A 26,863-nucleotide genomic window follows, 5' to 3' on the forward strand; every position below is an offset into this window, starting at 1 on the left:
TTAAGTTTTTCTATTTAGAAACAAGGCTGATGTCCGAGCTTCTAAAGCTGTTCATTTTCTTTATGTTTAATTACTTCGCTACAGCTTGTATACTAGCTTTAAACCAATAACTCTAGATAATATATACAAAGATGTACATAATCCTGGTTGTGTCTGTTGGTGGTTATTTTTATGTTTCCTTGTGTAACAATGTAATCCTTCTGGTAAGACTTCTATGTACTCTCTGGCTATACTCATCTGTTATCTTGAAGCCTGCATCTTTTGCAAATTCGGTTATATCTATTTCAGAGACCACTACGGCAAGTTTGCCCTTTCGAAGTAATCTGTGCATTTCTCTGAAAGAACCAGTATAAAGATCGTGCAGTGACTCAGCTTTAATGGCCGCAGAACGTCCATAGGGGGGATCTGTGACTATGGCATCTACACACTCATCTTTAAGGGGAACCATGCACGCGTCACCTGCTATGACGTTATAGTAGCCACCGAAAGCCTGCAGGTTCATCTGTGCACCTGAAGCGATCATGGAGCGCACTTCAATACCTATAACTCGGGCACCTATCATAGCACCTTCTACCAGGATACCAGCTGTGCCACAGAAAGGGTCAAACAACACTTCATCTGCCTTCCCCCTTGAAATGTTCACAAGGGCTCTGGCCACCCGGGGCATGAGCACACCAGGGTAAAAAAAGGGTTTTTTGTGAGGTAATCTTTCTTCATAAGCACTTCTGTCTACCGATGCCACTATCGGACCAAAGATACATTTTTCTCCCAGGATCAGCCTGAATTGCACATCCGGTGTCTTTAGATTTGCCCGGAATCCTTTTCTGAATATCCTGCCACCAACGTGCCCTTCTATAAATTCTCTTTCAAAATTACAATAATGTTTGATCTTCCTCGCACGCACCACGAATGTCTGGCCAGGGTCAATATGATTTGAATAATCAATATCTTCTGTCATTTCTAATATGGTTTTTGCCGAAGTATCACACATGCCTGCAACCCTCATTATATGGTGGGACATGGCAAGCCGCTCTGCTACGTACAACAAACGAGGTTCGATCTCATTCACAGTACCATCAATTTCTACGATCAGGCATTGATCAAGTATCTCTTGTTCTTTGAAGTCCAGTCCTGCTATTTCCATGCAGGCATATGCTTCCATAACCGGAAGGGACTCATGCTCCCCGGAAAGTTCAAATGCGTACAGCATAACAGTTGCATAGAGAATCCCTTTGGTATTAAAAGGCTGCTACGAACATTCTTCTGAAGTGGTACGGTGACATTCCCTTAAATTAAAGAATCTAAGGCAAAGGACTATTTACTATGACAATCTTGACAACTTCTAATGTCAAAACCCCTTTATCTTGGTCAAATGCTGCTGCACTGGTGCAGGAAATGTAACGTACCTATCCTGGGAAAGGAATGTGCATGTGGCAGTAGTACAGAAGTAGTCACTGTAACACCTCCGGGTGACATACGCCCGGCCTTTGAATATGATCTTGAACTTATAAATTCTGTTTCCATGCAGCAGTTCAATGCTCCTATTATAGCTGATCAGAGGGTGGTGGTGCTGAACAAGGCTCCTTATGATGACCGCATGGATGAGATCATAGTTGATGGTGAGGTGTTTGGTAGCATCAGGTTCGAACTTGATTCTCTTAAATGGGTACTGCTGTTGCGTGTAGAAGGGGCAAGGCGTCTTTTTCAAAGCAAGTCCCTGTCTGCCATGAAAGGCTGGGTTATTCTGGAGCAAGGTGCAGTAAAGTTCATACTGGGAGGTGCCAATTTGCTGGCTCCGGGGGTGCTGGATGCAGATCCCTATATTAGGGAGAAGGATGAAGTGGTTGTTCTTGATCCCAATGGTCAGATAGTAGCCACCGGCAGGGCTCGTATGAGTGGTGAACGAATGAGAGAGCGTCCCAAGGGTGTGGCAGTAAAGATAAGGGATAAGGAAGAACCATGTGAAACAGTTGTGCTGCAGGGCGGACAGGTCTGGAAAGAAGTGGTCGATGCCAACAAACAGTTTATGGAAGAATTCATAGGCCGTTCTCATAAGTTCATCAATAATGTTGCATCAAGTATGACCAAACCAGTAACAGTTTCATATTCCGGGGGTAAGGACAGTCTTGCTGTGCTGCAGCTTGTAAACGAGTGTCTTGAAGACTTCGATATCCTTTTCGCTGATACTGGTATCGAGTTTCCGGAAACGGTAAGTAATGTTCAGAAAGTCTCTCAGTTGTACGGTAAATCTCTGAGGTCCATAAGTTCAGGCAATGCTTTCTGGGAATCAGTGGATAGCTTTGGTCCTCCCAGTGTGGAGATGCGCTGGTGCTGTAAAGTATGTAAGTTGGGTCCCATTACTCAGCTTATTGAAGGAAACTATGAAGAGGGTTGCCTGACATTTATCGGACAGCGCAAGTACGAATCAGGCACAAGGGCAAAAAGTGAAAGAGTCTGGAAGAATCCTTGGGTGGGGAACCAGGTAGGTGCTGCTCCCATACAGGACTGGACTGCCATGCATGTGTGGCTGTACATCTTTATGCATGATCTGCCTTACAATCCTCTTTATGGAGAAGGTTTTGATAGGATAGGGTGCTGGCTTTGCCCATCGTGTTCGGTAGCTGACCTGCACAGGCTCAGAGAAACACATCCGGAGTTTGCTTCAAAGTTGGAGACGTACCTCTTGGGCTATGCAGAGAGGTCTGGACTTTCTGCAGAATGGGTAGAGCATGGTATGTGGAGGTGGAAGAAATTGCCACCAAGGCTTGAGGAAATTGCAAGGGCAAAAGGTATTCCGACCATTCCAAAGGCTGAGATCAATGCTAAACTAGAGTTTACGGTGACCTCAGGCTATCGTCCCTGCAAGCAGGGCGGTGTATCAGCCGAGGGTAGTTTTGGTACAGCCATAGACCTGGAAACAATAGAGTCTTCAGGGATGCTTGAAGCTGTAGGCAGGGTGTCGTTCATGGAAGGTGTAGCTTCTATATTCCAGGGTGAAGACAGTGCCCAGGTCTTTGCTGCCGGCACAGTAACAGCTCGCAGTGATACTGAAAAGCAGGTTCGTCAGCTGATAAGGTATGTGGAACTATCCATACAGAGGGCTCTCCGTTGCAGCGGATGCGGTGTATGTGTGGGCAAGTGTCCACATGATTTGATTAAGATAAAGAATTGCATTGCTGTGATCGGTGAGGGGTGTATACACTGCGGGAAGTGTATAGATGTTTGCCCGGTAGTGAAGTTTGGGTAAACTTCAATTCTGTTATTTTCCAACTTTTTTTCAACCAGAACATTTATACATGATATACGCTAACCATTGACGGTGATTTTTTGGTAAAAAGGGCACTGCTAAGCGTTTCTGACAAGGCTGGAATTGTAGAATTTGCGCGAGGGCTTGCAGCCCTTGGTGTGGAATTGATCTCCACTGGTGGAACTGCACGGATTTTACGCGACTCCGGGATTGAAGTGAAAGATGTTTCGGAGATTACAGGTTTTCCTGAGATGATGGATGGCAGGGTCAAAACATTACATCCTAAAATACATGGTGCCATATTGTGCAACAGGCATGATCCGGATCATATGGATCAGGCATACAATGCAGGTATCGAGCTTATTGATCTTGTAGTTGTAAATCTCTATCCTTTTGAGATCACGGTGACAAAAGAAGGTGTTTTGTTGGAGGAAGCTATCGAAAATATTGACGTAGGTGGTCCAACTCTTTTGCGGGCAGCAGCTAAGAACTTTCATTCTGTAACGGTTGTGTGTGAGCCTGCAGATTATGGGCATGTGCTCAAAGATATCAGATCAACAGGTGTAGTATCAGAGAAAATGCGTAAGCAACTTGCTGTAAAGGCTTTCAGGCACACGGCATGCTACGATGCAACTATTGATACTTACCTGAGCAAGGAAATAGCTTCCGAAGAGGTCATACATCTGAACTTTACCGGAGGTATGGAGCTGCGTTATGGTGAGAACTGGCATCAAAAAGCTAAGTTCTTCAAGGAACCAGGCGTGAAAGGTCCATCTCTTGCAAATGCAAGACAATTGCATGGAAAAGAGTTATCCTACAACAATTATGTAGATGCTGATAATGCTCTGCTGACAATAAAAGACCTTCATTCTGAAAAACCTGCAGTAGTTATTGTAAAGCATAACAACCCATGTGGACTAGCTACAGGTGATACTCTTCTACAGGCTCTTAGTGCTGCATGGGATGGAGATCCCATCTCTGCGTATGGAAGTATCGTTTGCAGTAACACAGCATTTGATCTGCGGTCAGCAGAGTTTCTGGAAGGCAAGTTCGTAGAAATTATCTTGGCCCCCGGTTTTGATCATGATGCTCTTGAGTATCTCAAGAAAAAGAGCTCTAATCTGCGGTTGCTTGAAATGCCTCAGTTGAATGATATCTTTGATGTTGATCATACCTACAAGTATGTAGTTGGTGGCTTGTTAAAACAATCAAGGGATGTAGGTCTGTATGAGAAGTGGGAATGTGTAACAGAAAAACAGTTCCCGGATTCGATGCGCCCTCTCTCCGAGTTTTGCATAAGTGCCTGCAAGAGCACAAAATCCAATTCCATAACCCTTGCTTATGAGTACCAGCAAGGTTGTTATATGATGCTTGCTATGGGTGCAGGCCAACCTAACAGAGTTGATTCTATCAGAAAACTTGCTGTTACTAAGGCCAGAGAGAACCTGAAGGTAATACAAGAAAGGGACAGTCCGGCAGAGGATTTCGATGACTATTGTAATAAAGTGCTTTCAAACTGTGTAATGGCATCGGATGCGTTTTTCCCCTTCGATGACAGCATTATTCATGCCGCTGATAATGGTGTAGTGTATATAGTTTCTCCGGGAGGCTCCATCAGGGATAATGAAGTCATAACAACTGCAAACAAACGGGGAGTTTCTCTTGTATTCACTGGCATGCGCCATTTCCTGCATTGAGTCACTCCTTCTCTTTTTTTATAAGAATTTCACCGGTTTCCTCACATACTTTTGTATGATATGTTTATAACTAATATTGATTATTGAATATACGGGTAGTATACAGTTGTTGAATGCGGTGTACATCTCAAATTTGTCTCTCAGGGTAAATGGCGAGTGATTACAATGAAATCTAAAGGTCTGTTGAGTTTGCTCACTTTTTCGGAAAAAAGAAGAGATCTCCTTCTCTTTCTTTTGGAGCAGCCGTCAAGCCTTACCAACATACGTAAAAAATTTGATGTCTCTTCTCCGGAGATCGCTCCACGGATCAGAGAGATGGAATCTGCCAACCTCATGTATAAAGATCCCTCTACTAAGATGTATACACTTTCAACTACGGGTAAGATAATTGCCAAGTCTTTTAAACCGTTTGTTGATATGGTGGATCTTATCGAGAAAAACGAGGATTTTTGGAATGATCATGACTTGTCCGGAATACCCGATTATTTACTTGATAGGTTAGCTGATCTCAAGGATTGTACTTTTTATGTAGACAGGCTTGAGAATATTTATGATTCTCACAAGACTTTTACTGAAAACATAGCGAATTCAAACGTTATCAAGGGTGTATCTCCTATCTTTTTCCCATCCTATCCCGAATTTTTCACACAGCTTGCAGAAAAAGATGTTCCTACAACCCTCATTCTAACAGAGAATATTTATGACAAGGTCAAACATGAGCACGCAGAGAAGATGCGGGCATATTGTGATGCCAAATACACTGAACTATATCTTCTTGATAGCGCAAAGGTCGCTTTTGTGGTAACAGATGTTTTCTTTTCCATGTCTCTGTTCTTTAAATCAGGTAATTACGACCCTCGCACAGACCTCATTTGCTTTGATAATATGGGTATCCAATGGGGTAATGATTTATTCGAATATTATTTGTCGAAAGCAAAAAAATATGAAATGGGCATTTAAACCAGATTTGTAATTACCGCCCTCAGGTATAAAATTGATCCTGCTTCACCATCAACGAGAAAGAGCCTTTCTATTTTTCCACGTGTAGTTTCGTTTTCCTGGTTCCACGTGAGCCTGAATATGTATAGCATTCCTATAAAGAAACTATATAGCACTACTACAGGTTCGAATGCCAGCAAGTGCATTGCTATGGCGGCTATTAGCAGTGAATGAGATATTATATGCAATACTAACAGTAATTTACGGGTATTCTTTTCTCCAAAGCTTACAGGAAGGGTCTTGATACCTGCCATCAAGTCTCCTTTCACGTCCTTGAAGTCGTATATAGCTGAATTAATGAAGAGTTTAGATCCATAATAAAAGAATACTAACAGCACTGGTAGGAAACTCTCAAGCCCCACTCCGGCTATGCTTGCAATGAAAGTGCCCCATGTAAGTCCAACTACGAGATTCTTAATTCCGAGGCCACCTTTTAGTTTAAGGTTCAATTTTCCAAAACTCAGCCCTTTACTGTAAAGGTATCCGGTTACAAGTGGCATTAAGGCTATGAACAGCAAACCATTTGTGGTGAGTATGCAGCACCCAAGTGCAAATGTAACCAGACAGACAAATAGTGCTAAATTTTTGTTCGCTCCATTAAGTTCCGATCTGTTAATAACATCTTCAGTTGATTCGAGTGCTCTGTCAAGAGTGTATACTGCGTATACAATGAGCCCTCCGGCCAAGCAGTTTAATATACTTATTTCTGCCAGAAGCAGTAGAGATGCTATATATATGCGTAAAGCTCCTGATATTGATACTAAAACAGAACTTTTTAAAAGACTTATTGTCGGCAGAAGATTTTTATATTTGTCTGTATCTGTACCTAGGATTATCTTTCGGGCATAGTTGTAGTTTATATTATTGTTTGCGTTCATACGCAACTAAGTTTTACTACGTCCTCAATATTAGTAACTCAATATAATCTTATATTTGTGAGTTACTTCGTAATTCAAATAATTTATGACTGCTGATGTGGATTATTATCTCTTGTTTGAATTATATGTAAGGTGATTGAAGTGATAACACCTCATTCTCTTTTTCAGATCTGTTATTGCTTTGTTGCAGAGGTACTTAGTATAGAGTTTGGCAGTGTAATATGATTAGTTAAAATTTAAGCATGGTGTAACTAAGTAAAGTTTTCTTTATTTAGTCAATATTTCCAGTATTTCCTTTTTGATGTTTCCACCTTTTTTTAGTATTGCTCTTTTTATACAGATTGTTTAAAAATGAGTTCAGATGCACTTCTTCATTCGGTATGAAGTGTACTCTAATGGGCAGCTTATTTAATATACATCGATGACATTTACCTTATTATGACACTATCTAAAAAACCTTTAATGCTTATGATCCTTGATGGATGGGGCTACAATCCTGAACTTAGAGGTAATGCTGTGCTGGCCGCCAAGACGCCAGTTCTTGATTCTCTTTTGGAAAAATACCCTTCCACTTTTCTGGAGGCTTCAGGGGAAAGTGTTGGTCTTCCCGCAGGTCAGATGGGTAATTCTGAAGTAGGACATCTCAACATTGGTGCAGGAAGAATTGTGTACCAGGACCTTACACGAATTAACAGAGCCATTGAGGATGGTGAAATATATAACAATCCAGTACTTCTTGAGGCAATAAGAAATATTAAGGAAAACGGTTCCAACCTGCATTTTATGGGTCTTTTCTCATACGGTGGTGTGCATAGTCACATGAACCATCTGAAAAGTTTGATAGAGTTTGCTGAAAGTCAGGGACTCGCAAAGGTTTATGTTCATGCTTTTCTTGATGGCAGAGATGTGCCCCCCAGACAAGCTCTTTATGATATGGAAGAGTTTCAGCAAATGTATCCCAAAAAAGGAAATGCTGTTATTGCTACCGTTTCAGGAAGATACTATGCTATGGACAGAGACAATCGCTGGGACAGGATAAAACTTGCTTACAATGCATTGGTCTTAGGCGAAGGTTTGACGTCTAAAGACCCTGTTTCTGCAGTAAGAGAGGCATATATCAGAGGTGAAAATGACGAGTTTGTCAAACCTACAGTGATCACTGGTGAAGATGGCCAGCCTCTTACCACTATTAACGACAATGATTCAGTGCTATTCTTCAATTTCAGGCCGGACCGGGCACGTCAACTGACATACTCTTTTGTAAGTGAGTGTTTTGAGGGTTTTGAAAGAAAGGTTCATCCTCATGTCCATTATGTGTGCATGTCCGAATATGATGAAAAATTGGACGTGCCGCTTGTCTTTCCAGCTGAATGCATTGAGAACACACTGGGGCAGGTTCTTAGTGATCATGGTCTCAAGCAGTTAAGAATAGCTGAGACCGAAAAATATGCACATGTTACTTTTTTCCTGAATGGGGGAGCGGAGCGGCAGAATCCCAGGGAGGATAGGTTATTGGTCCCATCCCCTAAAGTAGCCACTTATGACCTTAAACCACAAATGAGTGCTTATGAGGTCACTGATGTGCTTGTGGAACAGATCAGGTCAGGGTCATACGATGTCATAATAGTGAATTATGCGAATATGGATATGGTAGGGCATACAGGTTTCTTTGATGCTGCCGTAGAGGCGGTACAAACCGTTGATGCATGTGTGGGCAGAGTGGTGGATGCTGTCATGGGGTCAGGTGGGTCTGTTATTATTACTGCTGATCATGGCAACGCTGAAAAGATGATGGATACAGTTTCAGGTGTTCCGCACACAGCTCATACGTCCAATCCAGTACGCTGCATCTATATATGTGATGAACCAGGTTTACAGCTTTGCAAAGGAAAGTTATCGGACATTGCGCCCACCATGCTTGAAATACTGACTATCCCTAAACCAATGGAAATGACAGGTATATCGCTTCTTAAAAAGTGACCTTAGAACCATTGGTCCAAGGTTCTCTGCCCTGGTCCACTGGTCGTTTCCAGCCGTTGACAGGCTTTCATGACTCTGTCTTTTGAAAAGTCATGCTCTTCACAAAGGAATGCAATAATTGCATGGGTATCGGGTTTCTTCCATTTGAGAGCATAGTTGTCTGTTACTGAAGGATTTAAAAAAATATCTTTGATCTCCTGCAGGTTCTCTATATTTTGCCCAACTGCCTGCAACACCTTTTCGATGTTACCGTGCTCTTTTATAAGTTTCAATGCTTTTTTGGGTCCGATCTTCTCAAGCCCAGGGTTGTAATCGGTCCCTACACATAATGCAATATCTATAAGTTGTGAGTGATTGATACCCAATTCTGCCAGATTTTCCTTGAGTTTCATTATCTCAGGTTTTACGTCCACAAAAATGTTTTTCTTTGGCAGTTTACGTTTACCTGTTATGCTCAGGTTCCTTACGACCAGAGGCGCACCGAAAAGTAATGAATCGTAATCCTGCGAAGCAACATAATTTGCATTTCCTTTGATTACCATGTGGGCTGCCTGAGCCTCTCCTTCCGAAGGGGCATCAACCCAGGGAATACCCATGGCCAAAAGCAGTCTTCTGGAATCATCAGTTATTTCCTTGGTAACCTTAGAAGAAGCCTGTGCATACATATATGCCTCTTCTGCTAATCCCTTTTCCTTTGCTTCTTCCCATTTTATCGTTGCGCTCTCTCTATCAGCCATTCGCTTCTCTATAATACGATCTTTGAGATGTGATGGTTTCCCATCAAAAACAAATACTGGCTTTATTCCTTCTTCCATAAGGCTGGTCATACGGTAAAGAATGCCTGAAAGATGAGAAGTGGTGTTCCCTCTGGAATCCTTAAGCGGCGTTCCATCTCTTTGCCTTATTATACTTAGGAATTGATAAAGCATGTTGTATGCGTCTACAGCTACAACTTTATGGGATAATTCGGATATCTCGACTTGCTGTTTTTTCAGAAGGTCTCCAATATCTGTTCCCATGAATCAGAATAGTTGTCAGATACTCTTAGTTGTTTCGCTAGTGTCCAGCCGTACGTCTATGACCGAATCATCAGATGCATCGATCTTTCCTATTTTTAATATGTTCCCTACCCTTTCGATAAGGTCTGCTTTTGTTATCTGGACTTGATGTCCGTCTCCATCAGAACTTCTGTTCTTATGTACAATAAGTAACTTCTGTCCGCTGATTTCATTGCCAATCTTTGATATGACATTCTTGACGACTTGCTCGAAATCAGAATAAATCATTATCTCTGAGTATTTTCCAGCTTTTTTGATAATACCAATCGGTTCCAGATGAATGCGCATATACGCACCTCTTTGTAGAATGAGACTTCTAAATTACTCTCCATTACGTGAGCACCTGTTAATATCATTTTCGCATCACATGAGAAATAACTGATACTCTACAGTAACAATCTTCCATCAAGTCTCATCTATACCTTTTGCTATTAAGGGTTTCCAGAGCTTCATCTACTCTGCCAATCACCTCGTTCATTTTTCGGTCCATGTTGTTCTCTATGCTCTGAACATTGATCCTCAGGGACCTTTCCTTTACATCGATCATACTTTCCATTTTGCGCATGCGTATATCTACTGACAGGATCATAGCTGCCAGAGCACCTACCATTACTATTGCTGCGAGTATTATAAGAGAATTCGCAGGGTCATAACTAAACCTTCCAAGCCATTCGTACGTCAATACGAAAGATGACACAACCATTACTATGGAAAAAACAATATCTCTTGTTTCCATCATCGACCCTCATAGAATAGAATTTAGATTGCTTTATTGCTACTTTTCTTTAAGGAATATAAAACCAATAGATTGACTTTGTAGAAAAGCCTTTTCAATCGTATTCAGGCTATACCTTCTGGTCTTTTTGCTTACTTCTTATCTGGGTATCTTTTTGTTGTAGTATTTGTCTCTATTTGTATATCTACTTTTTTATATATTATGTATTATTAAATATAAATATATACTTAGATAACGTATATTCGAATGGTGGTATCGATGCACAACAACATTTCAACAAAGTACATAGTAGTTGTAATGGTCTATCTCCTAATGCTGCTAGCAGCTGGTCTTATGGCTGGCCTCATTGTGGTATAAAACCGGACTGCTTTTTCGAGCATATGTTTGATGGAATGTTATTTAAGTGACCCCCTTTTATTATTATAGGGGGGATTCTCTTTGAGTATAAAGGATCTCATTAACGTCTGGGTTGTAAAGACAGGGTATTCCGGCAAGCAGGCACGGGAATGTCTCAAGAAAAATGTAATCTCTTTTGATTTGGAATTCCACATACTTGATGAATTTGAAGAAGATCTGAAATCCTCATCAAACCCAATCATTATGCAAGACCGCTACAGGATGCTTGATCAAAAATATGATGATTTTACCAATAATCTGGTCATTGAACTGGAGAGCAGTCTGGATGATCTTAACTACTTTTCCGGTTCTCCTCTTCGGGAGGAAAAAATATCCAAGCTAAAAGAAATGCTTGAAGGTATGGACCGAGAGTTATCAGGATTTCATAAAATTATGGATAAGTTTGATGAATTTGAAAGAGCAGAACATCTAAAAGCGGCAATCAATGATAAACTTTGCTCCATTGCACAGTCCAAGCTCGAAACATGGTCCTTTGATATGGCCAGGTTTTCAATAAGTATCCTCACAGGCGATATTGTGGTAATGCCTCTTCCTGAAAAAGATCTTTTTGCTATTGGCAGGGTCATGGGGGGATATGAATACAGCAATAAAGAAATATATACCCGGCATTTTCACAATGTTGAGTGGTTGAATATGCAAGCTCTATTTCCGGAGCTTAAGGAAGAACTTAATGATCCTCCGGTAGTTTCTCTTCTTACGGGAGACTCCAGAGAAAAAATACTTGGCATGCTTGTTCCGAGGAGGGTCCGCCCAAGTGAATCAATATGGGGCGATTCCTAAAAGTTGGACCAAGCTGCATTTGGAGAATATTACGAGCAGGTTATTTATCACAAGGAATACACCTAGAAGGCTGACCGTACTTCTGGATGCGAACCATATGTGAGTTTTCCATGCAGATTCCGTGTTCATTATAGTGAGATAGTACCAATAAATTATCCCAATAAAGAGAACCTTCATTATGAGCATTGACCAGATGCCGAATTCATTCATCAGGATGACAAGGAATGGATTTTCTTCAAATCCATAATCAAGTGCGTGATAGGTAGTGATGAAGTCCCCAAAAACATAGAATAGGACTACGTACTTAATATCCCCGAGGAACTGTACAAATGGATTCGATCCTGGCACAAAGCCGTTTTTCAGTAACATATCCCTATATGCCCATGAACCAGTATATATCCAAAATGTATACAATTCATATTCTTGTGTACATGTGGTGTCAGATGCTGTTTATATTCTTTGTCATCATATATTCAGGTCATCGAAAAGATAAGACAATTGTTTTGTACTATTAACAACAATGCTTATAGTATGACAGAGAGGATGGAGAACATGGATATATCAGATTTGCTGGCCAAGCACAAAGCAGATGGTTTCATGATCGTAGGCAATGTCGATAATGCTGATTTCTACTACGCCACAAGTTTCTTCGTCTCAGATAAGTACACCTACATACAAACATCGACTGCAAAAGAGATATTAGTGGTCTCAGAAATGGAAAAAGGCCGGGCTAAAATTGAATCCAGGATCACGGATATACGTACATTGCAGGATTATAGCTACAGGGAGAAGCTAAAGATAAGGGGTGACTCATATCAGGCATATGTTGATTGTATAGCGGAGATATTACAAAAAGAAGGCATCCGAAAAATAGGAGTTCCGAGGGATTTCCCTTATCATACAGCTCAGGCTTTGAAAGAGGAGGGCTTTACTATTGTTGATATGGAAAGCCCTTTCAAAAAATTGAGATCTATCAAAAGGGGAGATGAAGTAGAACATATCAGATATACCCAGAAAGCCTGCGAAAAAGCAATGGCTGCAGCTATTAATCTTATTCATAAGTCTGAGATTGTTGATGGTAAACTGTTATCTCGTGGTTTTGAACTTACCGCAGAGAATGTACGCAGGGAGATAGATATTGCATTGCTGGATGCAGGTTGCGAGGCCGTGGGCACCATTGTTGCATGTGGTAAAAAAGCTGCTAACCCCCACTGGGAAGGAGACGGTCCACTGAAGGCTAACGAAGCTATAGTGATAGATATTTTCCCTCGCAGCAAAAGGCACCGTTATTTTGCCGATATGAGCCGCACAGTTCTAAAAGGTGAAGCATCCCCGGAGATTCAGAAAATGTATGATGCGGTCCTGGCAGCTCAGAAGGAAGCTATCGAGATGGTAAAACCGGGTGTACTCTGCAGTGATATACACAATCATGTATGTGATGTACTTGAATCCCATGGGTTTAAAACGATACGTGATGGTTCTAAAGTAGGTTTCATCCATTCTACAGGTCATGGTGTGGGTCTGGATATTCATGAGGCACCCTATGTGGGTACTCAGGCAATTCCTCTTGAAAAAGGTAATGTCATTACCATTGAGCCTGGTCTGTACTATCCGGACCAGGGAGGTATTCGTATAGAAGATCTGCTGTTAGTAACAGAAAATGGTTGTGAGAACCTCACATCACTTGAAAAGAGATTTGTAATATGAATTCTTATAAAGGCATCAAGGTGGTAGGTGTTCTATGACAGGCAAAATGCAGGCGGATGTCCTTGAGAAATATCTTAAGGCAGGAGAGATCCTGTCTAAGGTAAGAGGCGAAGCAAAGGATAAGATCAAAGTGGGTGCAAGCCTGCTTGAGGTTGCTCAGTTCGTGGAGAACAGGGCTATTGAGCTAGGGGCCGATGGTTCAGCTTTTCCGTGTAATATTTCGCGTAATGATGAAGCTGCCCATGCCACACCGATGGCAGATGACAAGGCAGTTTTTGGGGAAGATGTAGTAAAGCTGGATATTGGAGTGCATGTGGATGGCTATATTGCGGACTCTGCCATCACGGTGGATCTCACAGGTAAACACGGAGATCTCGTCAAAGCCTCAGAAGCTGCTCTTTATGCTGCTATAGATACGGTAAAAAGTGGGGTAAGTACTGCACAGCTTGGTGCTGTGATAGAAGATACTATTGTAAACCTGGGTTTCAGGCCAATAGTCAACCTTACGGGTCATGGGGTTGCCAGATATATTGCCCACACGCATCCCAGCATACCCAATCGTCGTATAGATCATGGTTCCATTCTTCAGGCCGGGGATGCGATAGCTATAGAACCTTTTGCCACAGACGGGGCAGGAAAAATAGTAGATGGTTCATGGTCTGAGATTTTTAGTGTTATAGGGAACAAACCTGTACGTCTGCCAGCTGCCCGTAAGCTCTTGAAAGAGATAGAACCGTACCAAATGTTGCCATTCGCCAAGAGATGGCTCAAGACCGAAAAACTTGACTTTGCTCTCATGCAGCTTGCTAAGTCAGGTGTAATCACCTCGTACCCGGTATTGAAGGAAGTTGCAGGTGGTCTGGTATCTCAGGCAGAGCATACGCTTATAGTTACAGAGGATGGTTGCAAGGTGACAACTCTTTAATGAGGGATAGGTTGAAGTTTTCAATTTTAGCATTTTCAGTTCTGTTTTTGTTCACGGTGCTTCCGGTGAATGCAACCTTTACCTGGGAGAACAATGTTACCGTGGGGTATGATAAAGTTCAATGGGTGTATACAGAAACGTATACAGAAGGCAATACTCTTATCTATAAAGATTACATTGATGTGTCGCTGGGTAATCAGGATGGCTTCATCAGTGCCTGGGAAATCCTTAAAACCGACGTGAAGGCCAGATCTACTTTACAGAGTTCTATCCTCGGGCAGATGGATGTAATTGTAAACAATTCTTCTGAATCTGTCGTGCTGGCAGGTGTGAGTTCTTCAATGTCGCCTGAATTGCTGGGTCCGGTAATGCAGGGGGAAGTAATTACGAACCTCTATACGACCAATTATCATCTGGAAAATCCGTTTTTAGGATCGGGTACCAATAGTATAAGTTTTATTGGTGAAGAAAGCACACCTCTAGTTATCAATATGCCCAAAGGAGCATCTCTCAATTCTACTGAAGGGATCGATAATCTATCTATCAGTAACGGTGAGGGAGTTTCAAAGATTTTGGGTAGTTTTGGTCCCACAGGCAAGGCAACGGTTCATTTCCATTTGGATGGTGTTGAAGATATCGTTACTTCGGTTCCGGAACTCGCTGAAATGAATGTTTCAGGTGAATTCTCGGTATTGAATAACGAGAATGATCACAATTTTTCTCTTGCAGAAAGGCTATTACCCGCTTTAGGGATGTGCAATACTGAGAGTGCTTAAAGATAAGTATCCAGTCCCTTTGATATTGACGAGGTCAACAGATGATAATTGAACAGATTCAACTAAAAAGGGGTATTGCTATAGGTCTGAACTTTGAAATGCAGCGTGCGCCCTTGCTTGTGATAAAAGCTACTCGAGGGTTTGCTATGTGCGGTTATCTTGATATGGCCACAGCTGAGAAGCTAGGAGATGTGGCTATACGGGTTTCAGGCGTTAGCACCTTTGACGATGTCCTCGCAGCTGAAGTGAAGTCGCTCACTTCGAAAGCGAAAGAACTTGGCATTACAGTAGGTATGAAGGCTAGAGATGCCCTTGAGTTAATGTTCTGAATACATAACATATCTTGCGGTATTCGGTTTCAGATTGAATAGCTAAAGCTTGCATAGTATTAAATATTCTTAATTTGTAACTTAAACAAAATAATTTTAACTTCAACCGAGGGGATACGCTTTGAGTTCGGAAAATGGTTTTTTAAAGACTTATGCTCCAATCTTTGCTATGGCTGGCATCATATTAGCTGTCCAGTTTCTGTCATTGTTGCTGGCACAACCTATGAATGCTGAAGGTATGCAGGCTTTTGAGGATCCGGACTCTACAGCCAATAGCTTGTACTACATAGTTATCATCCTTGTATTCACTTTCTTCTTGCTCATAGCATTGAAGAATAATATGCAGCGGATCATTCAGTTTGTGATACTACTGGCTGTGGCTTCTACCGTCTATTATGTGTTCATAGCTCTGCTGTCACTGGTAACAGATTCAAGCACAGTGATAAATTCTGTTTCTTTATCCCTGGCAATAGTTCTTACTGTTCTGCTGTACAAGTTTCCGGAGTGGTATGTCATAAACACTATTGGTCTGATCGTAGGAGCGGGTGCAAGCGCGATATTTGGCATATCTCTGTCTATAATCCCGGTACTTGTTTTGCTTTCCCTGCTTGCTATCTATGATGCAATTTCCGTATACAAGACCAAGCATATGATAGACCTTGCAGAAGGTGTTATGGATATGAGGCTACCCATTCTTTTCATTATCCCAAAGAAACTAAACTATTCCTTCATCAAAGATACTTTTAAGAAAGAGGATGGGGAAGAAAGGGAAGCTTTTTTCATGGGCCTGGGTGATGCTGTAATGCCTACCATTTTGGTAGTCTCTGCTAATATCTTCCTTGCAAAGTATTCACCTTTACACTGCTTTGGTATTTCCTACCCCTCTATAGGGGCTATGATAGGTACGATTATCGGATACTCTGCTCTTATGGTATTCGTAATGAAAGGAAAACCCCAGGCTGGTCTCCCGTTCCTTAACACAGGTGTCATACTAGGGTATGCAGCTGGGGTAATGGTCTCAGGAATACCCTTCTATTAAATTTTTAAAAGAACCTTTTCAGCGTTGTTCTGATAATTCAGAGCTAAAATTACAGAATACGCAAGCTGGGTCCTTTTTGTTCTCAGTAGATGCAAATTCAGAATCAATGGCACGGGTACCTTCTGCAAGTATGGAAGCATTAGCCACAGTGCTGCTGATTAGGATTGTATCGAATATCTCTTCCTTACTAACTCCAAGCCGTTTGGCTGCCCTTATATGGGTTTTAAGGCAATGGCCACATTTGAGAGCAGAAGCCACAGCAATACTGATCAGTTCCACAGTCTTTGGGTCCATGCGCTTGAACTCGCGCATGATACTGTTCGTGTATATCATCCTGGAGATGAAAAGTTCAGGCATATCTTTGATGAAGTTCACAATATAAGGTACCTCACCATATTGCTTCTTTATATCTAACAGAAGTTTTTCCACAACCTCTTCCGGCTCTTTGTCGAGCAGTTCTTTAATCTTTTCGATTTCCACGTTGCACCCCCACATCTCAGATCTCTATACCTACTTCAGATTTCCTTTTAACCTTCACAAGTATGTAATTTTTCATTTTTGAAGGTGTAATAGTTGCAACATCTGCAAGGCGGATATTATCCTGCAGTTCCAGCTCCTCCATTTTCTTATGGAAATCGGCGTAAGGGAGTTTAACGCGTAGTCCGTCCAGTTGCAGTGTGAGTGGTGCAGGAGTGTATACACTCTCTATCTCGGGGATCTGTTCCTGAACTTCCTTCATCACCCTGGCAGGCAGAACCGCAAGTGGGTCTCTTGCAATGTCTTCTCTCATTCTCTGTACAATCTCTCCCACTTTATCGTTCATGATATCCAGGCCTTCGAGTTCATCGCTTTTACGCAATCGATGTGCTACTCTGCCTATATTCCCTATATACATATCTGCACCAGGCACTTCCTCGGTCTTAAGATCGGGTCCCCCTGTGGCAATGATAGGTACCTTTATGCCTTCAAAGAGTTTTGGTTTTTTATTGATGATACAATCCCGAAAGGTTCCAAAAGAGAACAAAGCAATATCATGCTCATTTATGAGCCTTCTTTCATAATCGGCGGAAAGTGCAACCTTTCGTCCCATTCCTCTGGCAAGTCCTATCATGGTAGTATTGGCACCGCCTCTGCGTAGGAATTCAGCTATATCGCAAGCAGAATGTGGCAGGTGGTGAGATGCCAGTGTAGGGGATACAACAGCTATTTCAGTTCCGGTAAGAGGTGCTCTGGATATTTTTCCCAGTAAATCTTTTGCAAGCTGCTCTACAAGCCGTACATCATCTCTGGGTATGAGCATTACAAGTGTTACCTCTGTGGCTGCCGGTGTTTTTTGGATGAGATATCCTCCCAAATCCTCCAATAGTTCTAAAAGAAGGGTGTGTCTATGTATTCCACCTTCGTATATGTAAGGCTCAAGTACTGCTGCCAAGACCCTCGCCTCCTTTTATTTTATCCAGCATTTGATGTCCCTGTTGTATCCATTCGGGCTTCATGGCATCCTCGGATGCGACAAAAATAAATTCGTTATCATTCAGGGAATGGTATCTCACCCTGAACCCTTCGGGTGTCCCACGTATAGCCATTTCCACAAGTCTTGATAGTAGGGTTCGCTTAGGATCAAATATCACCATCTCTTTTATGGCCCCAATTTCACGATCGATGTCACCTACGCTTATATTTATGGTCTTCCTGTCCTGCTGTATCACTTTACCACGACCGTATTTTGCCCAGAGCTTTTCCAATAGATCAGGCAGATATTTTTCATCACGCAGGACTACCTGTATCTCTTTTCTGGTTACAGCCCCTATGTTGACATCTGAAAAATCCGATGTTTTCACTAAAGGGGGGCTGCCTCTTAGTATAATGGCCATTTGGAACAGAGAGTCTTCAGGTGTTATGATCACATATATCCGACCAATGGCATTAGCAAGTGCGAGATCGGACATCACATCCGAGAGAATGGACTTGTAAGCTTCTGCCTCTTCAGGTATTTTTGTCTCTACCTTGAAGATCTCCAAGGGTTCCATGGGCTTCAGTCCTCCACAAATCCCGATGCCAGCAACGCACTTCCCACGGCACCTATAAGATGAGAATTTGGTGGTACCAGCACATTTATCTTTAGCAGATCACTCAGGGCTTTTGGAACTCCTTCGATCAGTGAAGAGCCTCCGACAAGGATAAGTGGCTCTTTTACATCCACTTCTTGCAATTGCTGTTCAAAGATCTGTTCCACTACACTATGACATGCAGCAGCAGCTACGTCCTCTGGTCTTGATCCCTTTGCCAGAGAGTTTACCAGTGACTGGATACCAAAGACAATGCAGTAACTGTTCATCTCAACTTTTTCCTGCATACCTTTGACAGCCAATGCTCCAAGTTCTGTGATCTCCACACCAAGCCTTTTTGCCGTCATATCCAGGAAACGTCCGGAGGCACCTGCACAGATACCTCCCATGGTGAACATGCCCGGTATGCCATCTTCCACTGAGATGGCCTTGTTGTCCATTCCTCCTATGTCGATAACAGTTGCCGAGCCTTTTTGTTTGTTTGCGAGGTACACTGCACCTTTGGAGTTGACCGTGATCTCTTCCTGTATCAATTGTGCTTTGAAATGTTCTCCGACCAGGAACCTGCCATATCCGGTTGTTCCGATGGCCTGTATCTCTTCAGCCTTTACTCCTGCTTCTTCCAGTGCATGGTTGAAAGCTTCTGTTGCGCTGTCTATAACTTTGATAGTGGGTACCCATCCTTGGCCGATGATCTTGTCATCTCGCATGATCACAGCTTTTGTAGTTGTTGAACCGGAGTCTATACCAGCAGTAAGGCCAGTCTGGTGCTCACGAGCCAGCAAATGTTTTCTTCTTGCGATAGTGGTAAGCGCTTCCATCCTTGTCATAAGTGTAGCTGCAGTTGTCCTTTCCGTGAAAGAATAGCTGATTACAGGAATATCGGAATGCTTGTGTATGTATCTTCTTACTTCGTTTCTTACAATAGCAGCTTCAGCACACCTGAAACATGATGTGATGAACACTCCATCCACATCGGTCATTCCTTCTACGACTGCCTGGGCTCTTGCCATCATCAGGCGCAGATCAGGACTTGCGGCCTCTATTCCAAAATCTCTTCCGATCGTATCAAGAGAAGCTATATCTATCTCAGGAAAAATTAGTTTTGTGTTGACGCTGGCAGCCACTTTTTCCAGTTCACCCTGGACACCTGCATATTCCGAACCGCATGACACCAGTGCCACTTTTACTTGCTTCTCTTCACTCATACTTTATCCTCCAGTGGTAGTGATTTCAGGAACTCGGCTATCTTGTAGACAAATTCTTTACCTTCCTCTTCACTTCTGGGGTACTCTACTTCAAGGATTGGGATCTCTCTCTGGCGTATCAGGTATTTAGTAAGCTCGTTCGTCCTGGCGCATCCCATGCATCCAAAGGCCATAGATGCTTCATTCACTATGATCGCAGCTTCTGCCTCATCTATCATAGGTCCGACGATGGCCATCCTTCCCCTTACACCTGCGGGCACTTCCACAGCTGCATACTTAAGACCCATTTTAGGTTCTTCAGCTGTTATATTAAGAGGTGGTGAATCTACACCCACGGTGTTTACCCTTTCTTTAATCTTTTCCATCATCGCAAGGGGCTTATGGCCGAAACGCTCCACAAGGTCAGAAAGGATCAGGCTGTTTATAGGATAGATGATCACTTTTGCCATTCTCTTGCCTCATAAATTGGATTCAATGATATCCTTCAGTTTCTTTACTTCAATTTTTTCTGTACGGTGTATTTCTGCGGGAGGGACATGCCGGTCATAAGCATCAAGCGCTTTACTGATCATGGGCAGCATCTGCACTTCCTCCCTCAGGTAATGGAAGCCTGGTCTGGGTCCGCCACCCCTTACGGCCCTGCACCTTCTTTCATCCCCGGGATGGAATCCACGTTCCTTCACAAAGATATGGTTCCTGTCCATAGCCCTCAACTCATCCACAACCCGGTTTACAGCAGCCCTGGGGCCGGTAACCATTGTCCCGAAACAGGTCTCTTTGATTGTTATAGCGGTTTCCGATTCATATACTTTCATCGCGGCGTCTATGGGTAGAACGCTGTCAGAACTTATGACCACTATTTTAGTGATAATGTCTTCCTTATTGTCCATGAGTCCCCTCCCTGTTGCGTTCAATGACATAGATCTTGTCTCCTTCTTTGAAATGCTGGAGCTTTTCCATATCAAGGATGCGTCCAATGATATTCGTACTTATGAACTTCTCTCCGGTAGGTCCGAACAGGTCATCATCCTTTGTTTTGACACCTACCATTCCCATACGTTTAGCCGCCTGGTTAGTCACACCTATCTCTCCGGCTATAACTTTTTTCTTTGGTGTGTTCTCAGGAAGTATCTCCTTATATTTCTCTGCAGGTTTTTCAGCCTTGAAAATATAGGTATTCTCATACATCATTACCAAGGGCAATACTCCTATAGGTCTGAATTGCAGGCCGATAGCGTGCCTGAAGAAATCCATAGTGATGGGTGCAGTATCATCATATAGTTCTATACTAAGTATCTTTGAACCATCAACTCCTGTGGCCCTTACAGTACCTTCTCTTAATATCTCGATGGTAGTATCAGGCTCTTGGGACACTATCAAGGCTTCGTCAGCAGTATCTCCTTCTCTGTTCAGTTTTACACCAAACATTGCAAGTTCCGTCTCAGCTTCCTGGAAACTCTTGCCATGCAACATTATTCGAGGGGGTGTTGTGTTGACTAAAAGTTTGTGCCCAGCCTCTGCCATTTTTACAAGTTCCATGCCCAGGTCCACATGTCCAACTACTGAATGTAAGATACTTGCTGTTCTGTCATCGGTTGAGATAAAAGCTTTTCCCGCTCCATATCCCACGGTACGTAGGAATACGTTCCCTCTTGAGCGCGGTTCGTAGTTTTCATACGGAGGAAGTTCCCCAATAAGAGTATGATCTGATATAAAAGAACTTGAAACCATGTCCACTTTGAAACTACCAGTCCTTATAAGTGCAAAGAAATGTTCTGCTCCCAGAGGAGATTCCGGCGACATTACCACATGCAGGTATGTGAATACTTTTTCTCCATCTTTCAGAATTGTTGCACGATCAGTAGTAATGACGTGTTCTCCGGTTTGCTTCCATGATGTTACAGGCTGTATCCCAATTATACTATCTTTCTTTCCTAAATTGTCCAACACACTTTTTCCGCTTACTATCTTTCCAAAAGCTCCTTCCTCCGGAGCTCCATATTCAGCTGAATGTTTGTCCTTGCTAATTATAAGGTGTGTATTATGGGAGTCTCCCCCTGCAGCTGCAAAAAGCACTTGATATTCTCTATAAATGCCAGCCCCTCTCTTTTGGGCCATATCACTTACAAAGGGCCCAAATGCAATTGCATCCCTGCTGGACCATCTCAGAGGGATATTCCTATATTCTTCGAATTTCTCTGTCCATCGTTTCCTTGAAGGTGAATCTTTTGTGAAGAGTTCTATCATGAACTCCCCGGCAGTTGTCATTATCCGATATTCTATCAGGTTTTCATCTTGTTCTATATCAGATCTTTTAAGTATCCCTACTGAATTTCCTTCTCTATAAGGGGCATCAGATGCCTGGATAGCATCTCCAAGAGTAGCGCCTTTAGGTAAGTCTATTTTTATTCCGTTGACCTCTACAGTTATCCTGCTATCCACGCCTAACACCTTTTTTGATGAACTTTTATTTATCTGCGACAGCCTCAACACGCTCAGCTTCGGTAAGTTGTGAGATCACTTTTCTTGGCTCTCCTATATCTACTATCTCACCATTCCTCATGAGTGCTACCCGGTCACATATGTCTTCCAGGAAGTCCATATCATGAGATACGATTATGAATGTATTCCCAAACTCCTCGCGTGCTTTGAGGATGGATCTTGTGACCTCTTTTTTCGTAATGGGGTCCATGGTACCAGTAGGTTCATCCATTACTATTATGTTTGGCTCCTTCATAAGTATCTGTGCAAGTGCCACCCTGTGCCTTTCTCCTTCGCTAAGTTCGTCAGGCATTTTGGATAAAATCGATCTTGCCTTTTCTTCTGTGAAACCAGTAGTTTTCAAAGTAATGATGGCCTTTCTTACTGCAAGCTCATAGGGCAAGTCAATACCTATGGATTCTGTGAGATTATCTATCACGTTACGGTGGATGTAAAGACTATATTCCTGGTGCAATATGCCCATATACTGTACTGCACGCCCCCTGCACTCGGGACCAGGTTTCTTCATATCTATCCATTCCTCTCCCACTCGTGTCATCACCTCACCACTTGTAGGTTGTACTATCCCCATGAGTATTTCGGAAGTAGTTGTCTTTCCCGCACCGCTGACCCCGGCAAGGCCGAATATCTCACTTTCTCTAACTTCAAACGAGATATCGCTCACAGCATTGACGACTCCTCTTGTAACAGATATGTACTTCTTTCTCAAGTTCTGCACTTTTATAATTGGGTCACCTATGGCAACATCTGCTCTCTTCTCGATCGCACATGCCATCCCGGTGAACTTTGTTGCCATTTCACATGGGTCACCCTCGCTGATTATGGCCCCCTCCTCAAGAATAATTGCCCTGTCAGCAATTTCCTCTATCACTTCGGACCAATGAGAGGTTATGACCATCGTCATCTTGTAATCCTTCACTGCATGCTCTATCACATCGTGTACTATCCTTGCAGTTCTCGGATCCAGAGTGCCTGTAGGTTCATCAGCAAGGAGTAGCATAGGATTCCTTACAAGCTGGCGGGCCAGCACAACTCTTTGTTTCTCTCCGCCGCTCAGGTCACGTGCTACATGCATCATCCTGTGTGAAAGTTGTACTTTTTCCAGCAACTCCATGGCTTTTGAAGTCACGTCTTCATCCTGATGTCCAATCTCCGTAAGAGAGTTAACTACATTGGTGATGACCCTTTCATCGCCATACAATGCAAACGTGCGCTGAAGCATTATTGCTATCCTTTTTGTAATCTCTCTTCTCTTTTGATCGTGTATGGACATTGCAACAAAATCAGCATCGAAAGCTAACAGTTTTTCCTCAGAACATGCCGGACATTTCTTCCCAATTTTGCTCGGTGGTTCGATATGACCGCATTTTTCACAGCGTGCCAGATGGTATATTACCTGTCCGCTGATGCTTTCATATTCTTCTACTCCACGAAGTACATGCATCAGCACAGTTTTACCTGCTCCGCTTCGTCCCAATATGCCGATGACCTCTCCTTCGTTTATAGTCAGGTTTATGTCCTTCAGAACTTTAACGCCGTCAAAATCCAGATTAAGGTTTTTGACCTCGATGAACGCTGCCATTTATGTTCCTCCGTTTATAGGCCGGCTGGAATTATTTGAGTTATGATTACCAATTCAAATTACTTAATGGTATTGTATGGTATGTACAAAACTGCTAACAACTTCTGCTGGCCATTCATGATTCGTTCTTAAATTCATTTTTTGTAGAGTATCATCTGCATTATGTAAAATTATACATAAACGTAACGCATATTGTTTTCACTGTTAACAATAAAAAGCTGTTCCCTGCTCTTTCGTACGGTCGGAAGCATTCAATAGATCCACAATGTCTATGATCTCTATGATATTGTTTATCACCAGATCAGCAGCTTCTAGTAACCTTTTTGGTCTTTTGTCTCCTTGCTGCACTGTAACAATTCCCACATCGGCAACCTCTAAGGCCCGGATATCGTTCATGCCATCGCCTACCATTAGTACCCTCTCATATTCTTTTTTCAGATCCAGCACTATATTTGCCTTATCATCAGTAGTGGCTATATCGAATACATTTGCAAGGGGGATCCTTAGTTTTTCAGCCACTCTCTTCAGTGAACGCATGGTATCTCCGGAAGCTATATACGTATCAATTCCTCTGCAGTGCAAAAGCTCAATAGTTTTGATTGCATTGGTATATAATTTTCCTGCAGTACTAAGTACGTAAGGAATGAACTGCGCCTCACTGTCTACTATTAGGGCGGATGCTATGTAATATCTTTCAGGACAATGCACATGTACCAAGGAGAGGACTTCTATCATATCTCTCACTACGACTTTTTCCTTATTGATTATGTTCATGGCTTCCTGTATGCTCATTGGTCCACTGGAGCAACTGATGTCTATTTTCAATTCGTTATCTGCAATGAACTTCCGCAGCTCTGTTGCAGGGTCTGTGTTCTTCAGCAGGTATGGTTCGGCATGCATTACTATAAGAGCTCTTCCAGGTCTCTCTGCTACCAGCATGGTACTTTCGATACCTTCAAGCAAATTGCCAGTTGATGTTTCTTTTGCCACACGGTACATGTGCAGCAGTGTTCCTGCGCTATCAAAGACAACTGCTATGTTCTTTTCCATAGGGCGGGGTTATAAGTCATTGTATTTATCGTTATGCAGCTCGTATTTACTAGTCAATTAACTATTTGTATTGTGGAATAGATGTTCATATGGTGGTCAATGTCTCAAATACTCCATGATCTGGTATGGTATTTATTGCTGGTTTGTTTTTTCACTTTAATGGCAATTCAGGTAGTGTATGCAACCGATGATGTTGCCTATCATGCTCTTGATTCAACACCCTGGGATCATTCTCCTATTACTGTGTATATAGACAATGTAAATATCCCTGAACATTACAGTCCTACATATAAAATACAGGTGGAAAATGCTATGGCATACTGGGAAAATGGTGGAAATGACCATCTAACGTATGAACCGGAATTCAGGTTGGTGGATACTGAAAGTGAAGCTGATATCCATATTATGTGGGTGGAGAACCTGGAACAGGATGTTGGTGTTGAAAATGGTGTTGCAGGCTTTGCAAGGCCTTATGAAGCAAATGGTAAGTATATACGAGTGGACATAGTGTTGGAAGTTGGTGATTACGAGGGTTATGCATGGAGGCAATATGGTGATGCCAATATGCTTGAGCTGGCAAAGCACGAGCTTGGGCATGCTCTGGGTCTTGGCCACAGCGACGACAGGCGTGATATTATGTATCCCACTTATGATCAAAAGGACAATATCGATCCACTACTTGTAGAGAGGACAAGGCCTTTAATATATGCTGCTGTCGTTGTCTGCACAATTCTAGCATCCTTATCTGGTATCAACTGGTTACGATTTCGTGGAAAAAGGCGTTCTCTCGAAGATAAGTTTCTGGGGGGTAAACATGGAAGACCTTGAGCGGCTGTGCCAGGAAATGTTAAGATATCTTAAAGGTGAGCAGGTCGATTTTTCATGGTGTAAAGTGGATCTTTCCCATTTCACAGATTTTGAGAGAGATGTGCTTGAGCAGACACGGCACATTCCCTATGGGCATATGATCACCTATGGAGAACTGGCTGCATATATAGGCAGGAAGGGAGCTTCCAAGGCAGTAGGAAGTGCCCTTTCAAAAAATCCATATCCTATTATTATTCCATGCCACAGGGTTGTATCAAGCAAAGGTATGGGAGGGTTCTGTGGAAGTAAGGATCCTGAAAATTTGTTGGTGAAGCGTAAACTCCTGGAATTTGAAGGAGTTAAACTATGAAGGTGAGAAAGAATGTTCGGTTGGACTGGAAGGACCATAATTGTTGATCTTAGTTCTCATTCGATCACTGAATCAAGAACAGGTGTAAAGCAAGCAAGGGAATATCTGGGAGGCCGGGGTCTTGGTATAAGGCTGATGCACGAATTTGCCGACCCATTAGTGGATCCATTATCGCCTGATAATCCTCTGGTATTTGCCACCGGACCGCTAACGGGAACTGCAGCTCCCATGTCCGGACATTATTCACTTATAACGAAGTCCCCTCTTACTCATACCATATTTGACTCAAATGCGGGAGGACACTTTGGGAAGGCAATGAAATATGCAGGGATAGATGCTTTGGTAATTACCGGGAGGTCCGAGATGCCTGTCTACATCTCCATCTACGATGAAGATGTAGAACTTATCGCTGCGGACCATCTCTGGGGAAGAGACACCCGGGAAACCACATTGGCATTGAAGGAAAAAGGCAGTGTGGCCTGTATAGGCAGGGCGGGTGAAAATAAAGTACGCTTTGCAAACTTTGTGAGCGACAATCTTTATTCGAGTGGCAGGGGTGGTCACGGGGCTGTGGCGGGCTCCAAGAACCTGAAAGCTGTAGTGGTACAGGGTACAAACGATCCTCTTATAGCAGAGACGGCAACTTTTGAGAAGGCCACAGAGAGTGCACAGCGTTTACTACAGGCAAATCCTGTGACTTCCAAAGG

General features: G+C 42.6%; 28 protein-coding genes. 13 read left to right on the forward strand and 15 right to left on the reverse strand.

Annotation, left to right across the window (positions count from 1 at the left end):
* Positions 1-169: 169 nt before the first annotated feature.
* A complete protein-coding gene (locus tag ACCM36_RS04845; protein WP_370572614.1) occupies positions 170-1,210 on the reverse strand; it encodes a THUMP domain-containing protein in 1,041 nt (346 codons plus the stop codon).
* Positions 1,211-1,345: 135 nt separating this feature from the next.
* On the opposite strand from ACCM36_RS04845, the gene ACCM36_RS04850 reads away from it, so the two are divergent.
* From ACCM36_RS04850 to ACCM36_RS04860, 3 genes are all read left to right on the forward strand, one after another.
* Positions 1,346-3,247 (forward strand): phosphoadenosine phosphosulfate reductase family protein, encoded by a 1,902-nt coding sequence (locus tag ACCM36_RS04850; RefSeq protein ID WP_370572615.1) that lies wholly within the window; start codon positions 1,346-1,348, stop codon positions 3,245-3,247.
* Between the two features lie 80 nt (positions 3,248-3,327).
* Complete coding sequence (gene purH / locus ACCM36_RS04855; protein ID WP_370572616.1) at positions 3,328-4,944, forward strand: bifunctional phosphoribosylaminoimidazolecarboxamide formyltransferase/IMP cyclohydrolase; 1,617 nt, start codon at positions 3,328-3,330, stop codon at positions 4,942-4,944.
* Positions 4,945-5,109: 165 nt separating this feature from the next.
* Entirely contained in the window at positions 5,110-5,904 is a 795-nt protein-coding gene (locus tag ACCM36_RS04860) for a helix-turn-helix transcriptional regulator (RefSeq protein ID WP_370572617.1), read from the forward strand.
* Here the strand turns inward: ACCM36_RS04860 and ACCM36_RS04865 are convergent.
* Positions 5,901-6,821, reverse strand: coding sequence for a UbiA family prenyltransferase (locus ACCM36_RS04865; RefSeq protein ID WP_370572618.1), 921 nt, complete (start codon positions 6,819-6,821; stop codon positions 5,901-5,903). The two genes, ACCM36_RS04860 and ACCM36_RS04865, sit on opposite strands and share 4 nt — an antisense overlap.
* A 438-nt stretch (positions 6,822-7,259) precedes the next feature.
* On the opposite strand from ACCM36_RS04865, the gene gpmI reads away from it, so the two are divergent.
* Positions 7,260-8,801: a 2,3-bisphosphoglycerate-independent phosphoglycerate mutase gene (gene gpmI / locus ACCM36_RS04870; protein WP_370572619.1), complete on the forward strand. Its 1,542-nt coding sequence runs from the start codon at positions 7,260-7,262 to the stop codon at positions 8,799-8,801.
* Between the two features lie 2 nt (positions 8,802-8,803).
* Here gpmI and fen read toward each other — a convergent pair whose 3' ends face one another.
* The 3 genes from fen to ACCM36_RS04885 form a co-directional block, all read right to left on the reverse strand.
* Entirely contained in the window at positions 8,804-9,820 is a 1,017-nt protein-coding gene (gene fen, locus ACCM36_RS04875) for a flap endonuclease-1 (protein ID WP_370572620.1), read from the reverse strand.
* Positions 9,821-9,835: 15 nt separating this feature from the next.
* Positions 9,836-10,147 (reverse strand): hypothetical protein, encoded by a 312-nt coding sequence (locus ACCM36_RS04880; protein ID WP_370572621.1) that lies wholly within the window; start codon positions 10,145-10,147, stop codon positions 9,836-9,838.
* Between the two features lie 124 nt (positions 10,148-10,271).
* Complete coding sequence (locus ACCM36_RS04885) at positions 10,272-10,598, reverse strand: hypothetical protein (protein WP_370572622.1); 327 nt, start codon at positions 10,596-10,598, stop codon at positions 10,272-10,274.
* Between the two features lie 435 nt (positions 10,599-11,033).
* Here ACCM36_RS04885 and ACCM36_RS04890 point away from each other — a divergent pair, with 435 nt between their 5' ends.
* On the forward strand, positions 11,034-11,792 hold the full coding sequence (locus ACCM36_RS04890; protein ID WP_370572623.1) for a hypothetical protein: 759 nt from the start codon (positions 11,034-11,036) through the stop codon (positions 11,790-11,792).
* Here ACCM36_RS04890 and ACCM36_RS04895 read toward each other — a convergent pair.
* Positions 11,772-12,161, reverse strand: a complete 390-nt coding sequence (locus ACCM36_RS04895; protein ID WP_370572624.1) for a hypothetical protein — start codon at positions 12,159-12,161, stop codon at positions 11,772-11,774. The two genes, ACCM36_RS04890 and ACCM36_RS04895, sit on opposite strands and share 21 nt — an antisense overlap.
* Before the next feature lie 162 nt (positions 12,162-12,323).
* On the opposite strand from ACCM36_RS04895, the gene ACCM36_RS04900 reads away from it, so the two are divergent.
* From ACCM36_RS04900 to ACCM36_RS04920, 5 genes are all read left to right on the forward strand, one after another.
* Positions 12,324-13,499, forward strand: a complete 1,176-nt coding sequence (locus tag ACCM36_RS04900; RefSeq protein ID WP_370572625.1) for a M24 family metallopeptidase — start codon at positions 12,324-12,326, stop codon at positions 13,497-13,499.
* 34 nt (positions 13,500-13,533) lie between these two features.
* Entirely contained in the window at positions 13,534-14,424 is an 891-nt protein-coding gene (gene map, locus ACCM36_RS04905) for a type II methionyl aminopeptidase (RefSeq protein WP_370572626.1), read from the forward strand.
* A gap of 11 nt (positions 14,425-14,435) precedes the next feature.
* Positions 14,436-15,200 carry a hypothetical protein gene (locus ACCM36_RS04910; RefSeq protein WP_370572627.1) on the forward strand — a complete coding sequence of 255 codons (765 nt, stop codon included), beginning with the start codon at positions 14,436-14,438 and terminating at the stop codon, positions 15,198-15,200.
* 41 nt (positions 15,201-15,241) lie between these two features.
* On the forward strand, positions 15,242-15,529 hold the full coding sequence (locus tag ACCM36_RS04915; RefSeq protein WP_370572628.1) for a YunC family protein: 288 nt from the start codon (positions 15,242-15,244) through the stop codon (positions 15,527-15,529).
* 121 nt (positions 15,530-15,650) lie between these two features.
* Positions 15,651-16,568: a presenilin family intramembrane aspartyl protease PSH gene (locus ACCM36_RS04920; protein ID WP_370572629.1), complete on the forward strand. Its 918-nt coding sequence runs from the start codon at positions 15,651-15,653 to the stop codon at positions 16,566-16,568.
* Positions 16,569-16,586: 18 nt separating this feature from the next.
* Here the strand turns inward: ACCM36_RS04920 and ACCM36_RS04925 are convergent, their stop codons facing one another.
* The 9 genes from ACCM36_RS04925 to ACCM36_RS04965 all read right to left on the reverse strand — a co-directional run bounded on the left by ACCM36_RS04925 (position 16,587) and on the right by ACCM36_RS04965 (position 24,979).
* Entirely contained in the window at positions 16,587-17,048 is a 462-nt protein-coding gene (locus tag ACCM36_RS04925; protein WP_370572630.1) for a carboxymuconolactone decarboxylase family protein, read from the reverse strand.
* Between the two features lie 16 nt (positions 17,049-17,064).
* Positions 17,065-18,000, reverse strand: coding sequence for a methanogenesis marker 7 protein (locus ACCM36_RS04930; RefSeq protein ID WP_370572631.1), 936 nt, complete (start codon positions 17,998-18,000; stop codon positions 17,065-17,067).
* On the reverse strand, positions 17,984-18,598 hold the full coding sequence (locus ACCM36_RS04935) for a methanogenesis marker 17 protein (protein WP_370572632.1): 615 nt from the start codon (positions 18,596-18,598) through the stop codon (positions 17,984-17,986). Before ACCM36_RS04935 ends, ACCM36_RS04930 begins: the two co-directional genes overlap by 17 nt.
* A gap of 5 nt (positions 18,599-18,603) precedes the next feature.
* Complete coding sequence (locus ACCM36_RS04940; protein WP_370572633.1) at positions 18,604-19,845, reverse strand: methanogenesis marker 15 protein; 1,242 nt, start codon at positions 19,843-19,845, stop codon at positions 18,604-18,606.
* Positions 19,842-20,294, reverse strand: coding sequence for a methanogenesis marker 5 protein (locus ACCM36_RS04945; protein WP_370572634.1), 453 nt, complete (start codon positions 20,292-20,294; stop codon positions 19,842-19,844). The genes ACCM36_RS04940 and ACCM36_RS04945 overlap by 4 nt, the downstream gene beginning before the upstream one ends.
* A 9-nt stretch (positions 20,295-20,303) precedes the next feature.
* Positions 20,304-20,735 carry a methanogenesis marker 6 protein gene (locus ACCM36_RS04950; RefSeq protein ID WP_370572635.1) on the reverse strand — a complete coding sequence of 144 codons (432 nt, stop codon included), beginning with the start codon at positions 20,733-20,735 and terminating at the stop codon, positions 20,304-20,306.
* Positions 20,725-22,287, reverse strand: a complete 1,563-nt coding sequence (locus ACCM36_RS04955; protein WP_370572637.1) for a methanogenesis marker 3 protein — start codon at positions 22,285-22,287, stop codon at positions 20,725-20,727. Before ACCM36_RS04955 ends, ACCM36_RS04950 begins: the two co-directional genes overlap by 11 nt.
* Positions 22,288-22,312: 25 nt before the next feature.
* A complete protein-coding gene (gene atwA, locus ACCM36_RS04960; RefSeq protein ID WP_370572639.1) occupies positions 22,313-23,929 on the reverse strand; it encodes a methyl coenzyme M reductase system, component A2 in 1,617 nt (538 codons plus the stop codon).
* Between the two features lie 204 nt (positions 23,930-24,133).
* A complete protein-coding gene (locus tag ACCM36_RS04965; protein WP_370572641.1) occupies positions 24,134-24,979 on the reverse strand; it encodes an HAD family hydrolase in 846 nt (281 codons plus the stop codon).
* Between the two features lie 159 nt (positions 24,980-25,138).
* On the opposite strand from ACCM36_RS04965, the gene ACCM36_RS04970 reads away from it, so the two are divergent.
* The 3 genes from ACCM36_RS04970 to ACCM36_RS04980 form a co-directional block, all read left to right on the forward strand.
* Positions 25,139-25,807 carry a matrixin family metalloprotease gene (locus ACCM36_RS04970; RefSeq protein ID WP_370572642.1) on the forward strand — a complete coding sequence of 223 codons (669 nt, stop codon included), beginning with the start codon at positions 25,139-25,141 and terminating at the stop codon, positions 25,805-25,807.
* Positions 25,794-26,156: a methylated-DNA--[protein]-cysteine S-methyltransferase gene (locus ACCM36_RS04975; protein WP_370572643.1), complete on the forward strand. Its 363-nt coding sequence runs from the start codon at positions 25,794-25,796 to the stop codon at positions 26,154-26,156. Before ACCM36_RS04970 ends, ACCM36_RS04975 begins: the two co-directional genes overlap by 14 nt.
* Before the next feature lie 12 nt (positions 26,157-26,168).
* Positions 26,169-26,863, forward strand: a 695-nt coding sequence (locus ACCM36_RS04980) for an aldehyde ferredoxin oxidoreductase N-terminal domain-containing protein (protein WP_370572645.1), incomplete at its 3' end; no start/stop codon positions are given.

It is taken from the genome of Methanomethylovorans sp., from assembly GCF_041305605.1.
Lineage (GTDB): Archaea > Halobacteriota > Methanosarcinia > Methanosarcinales > Methanosarcinaceae > Methanomethylovorans.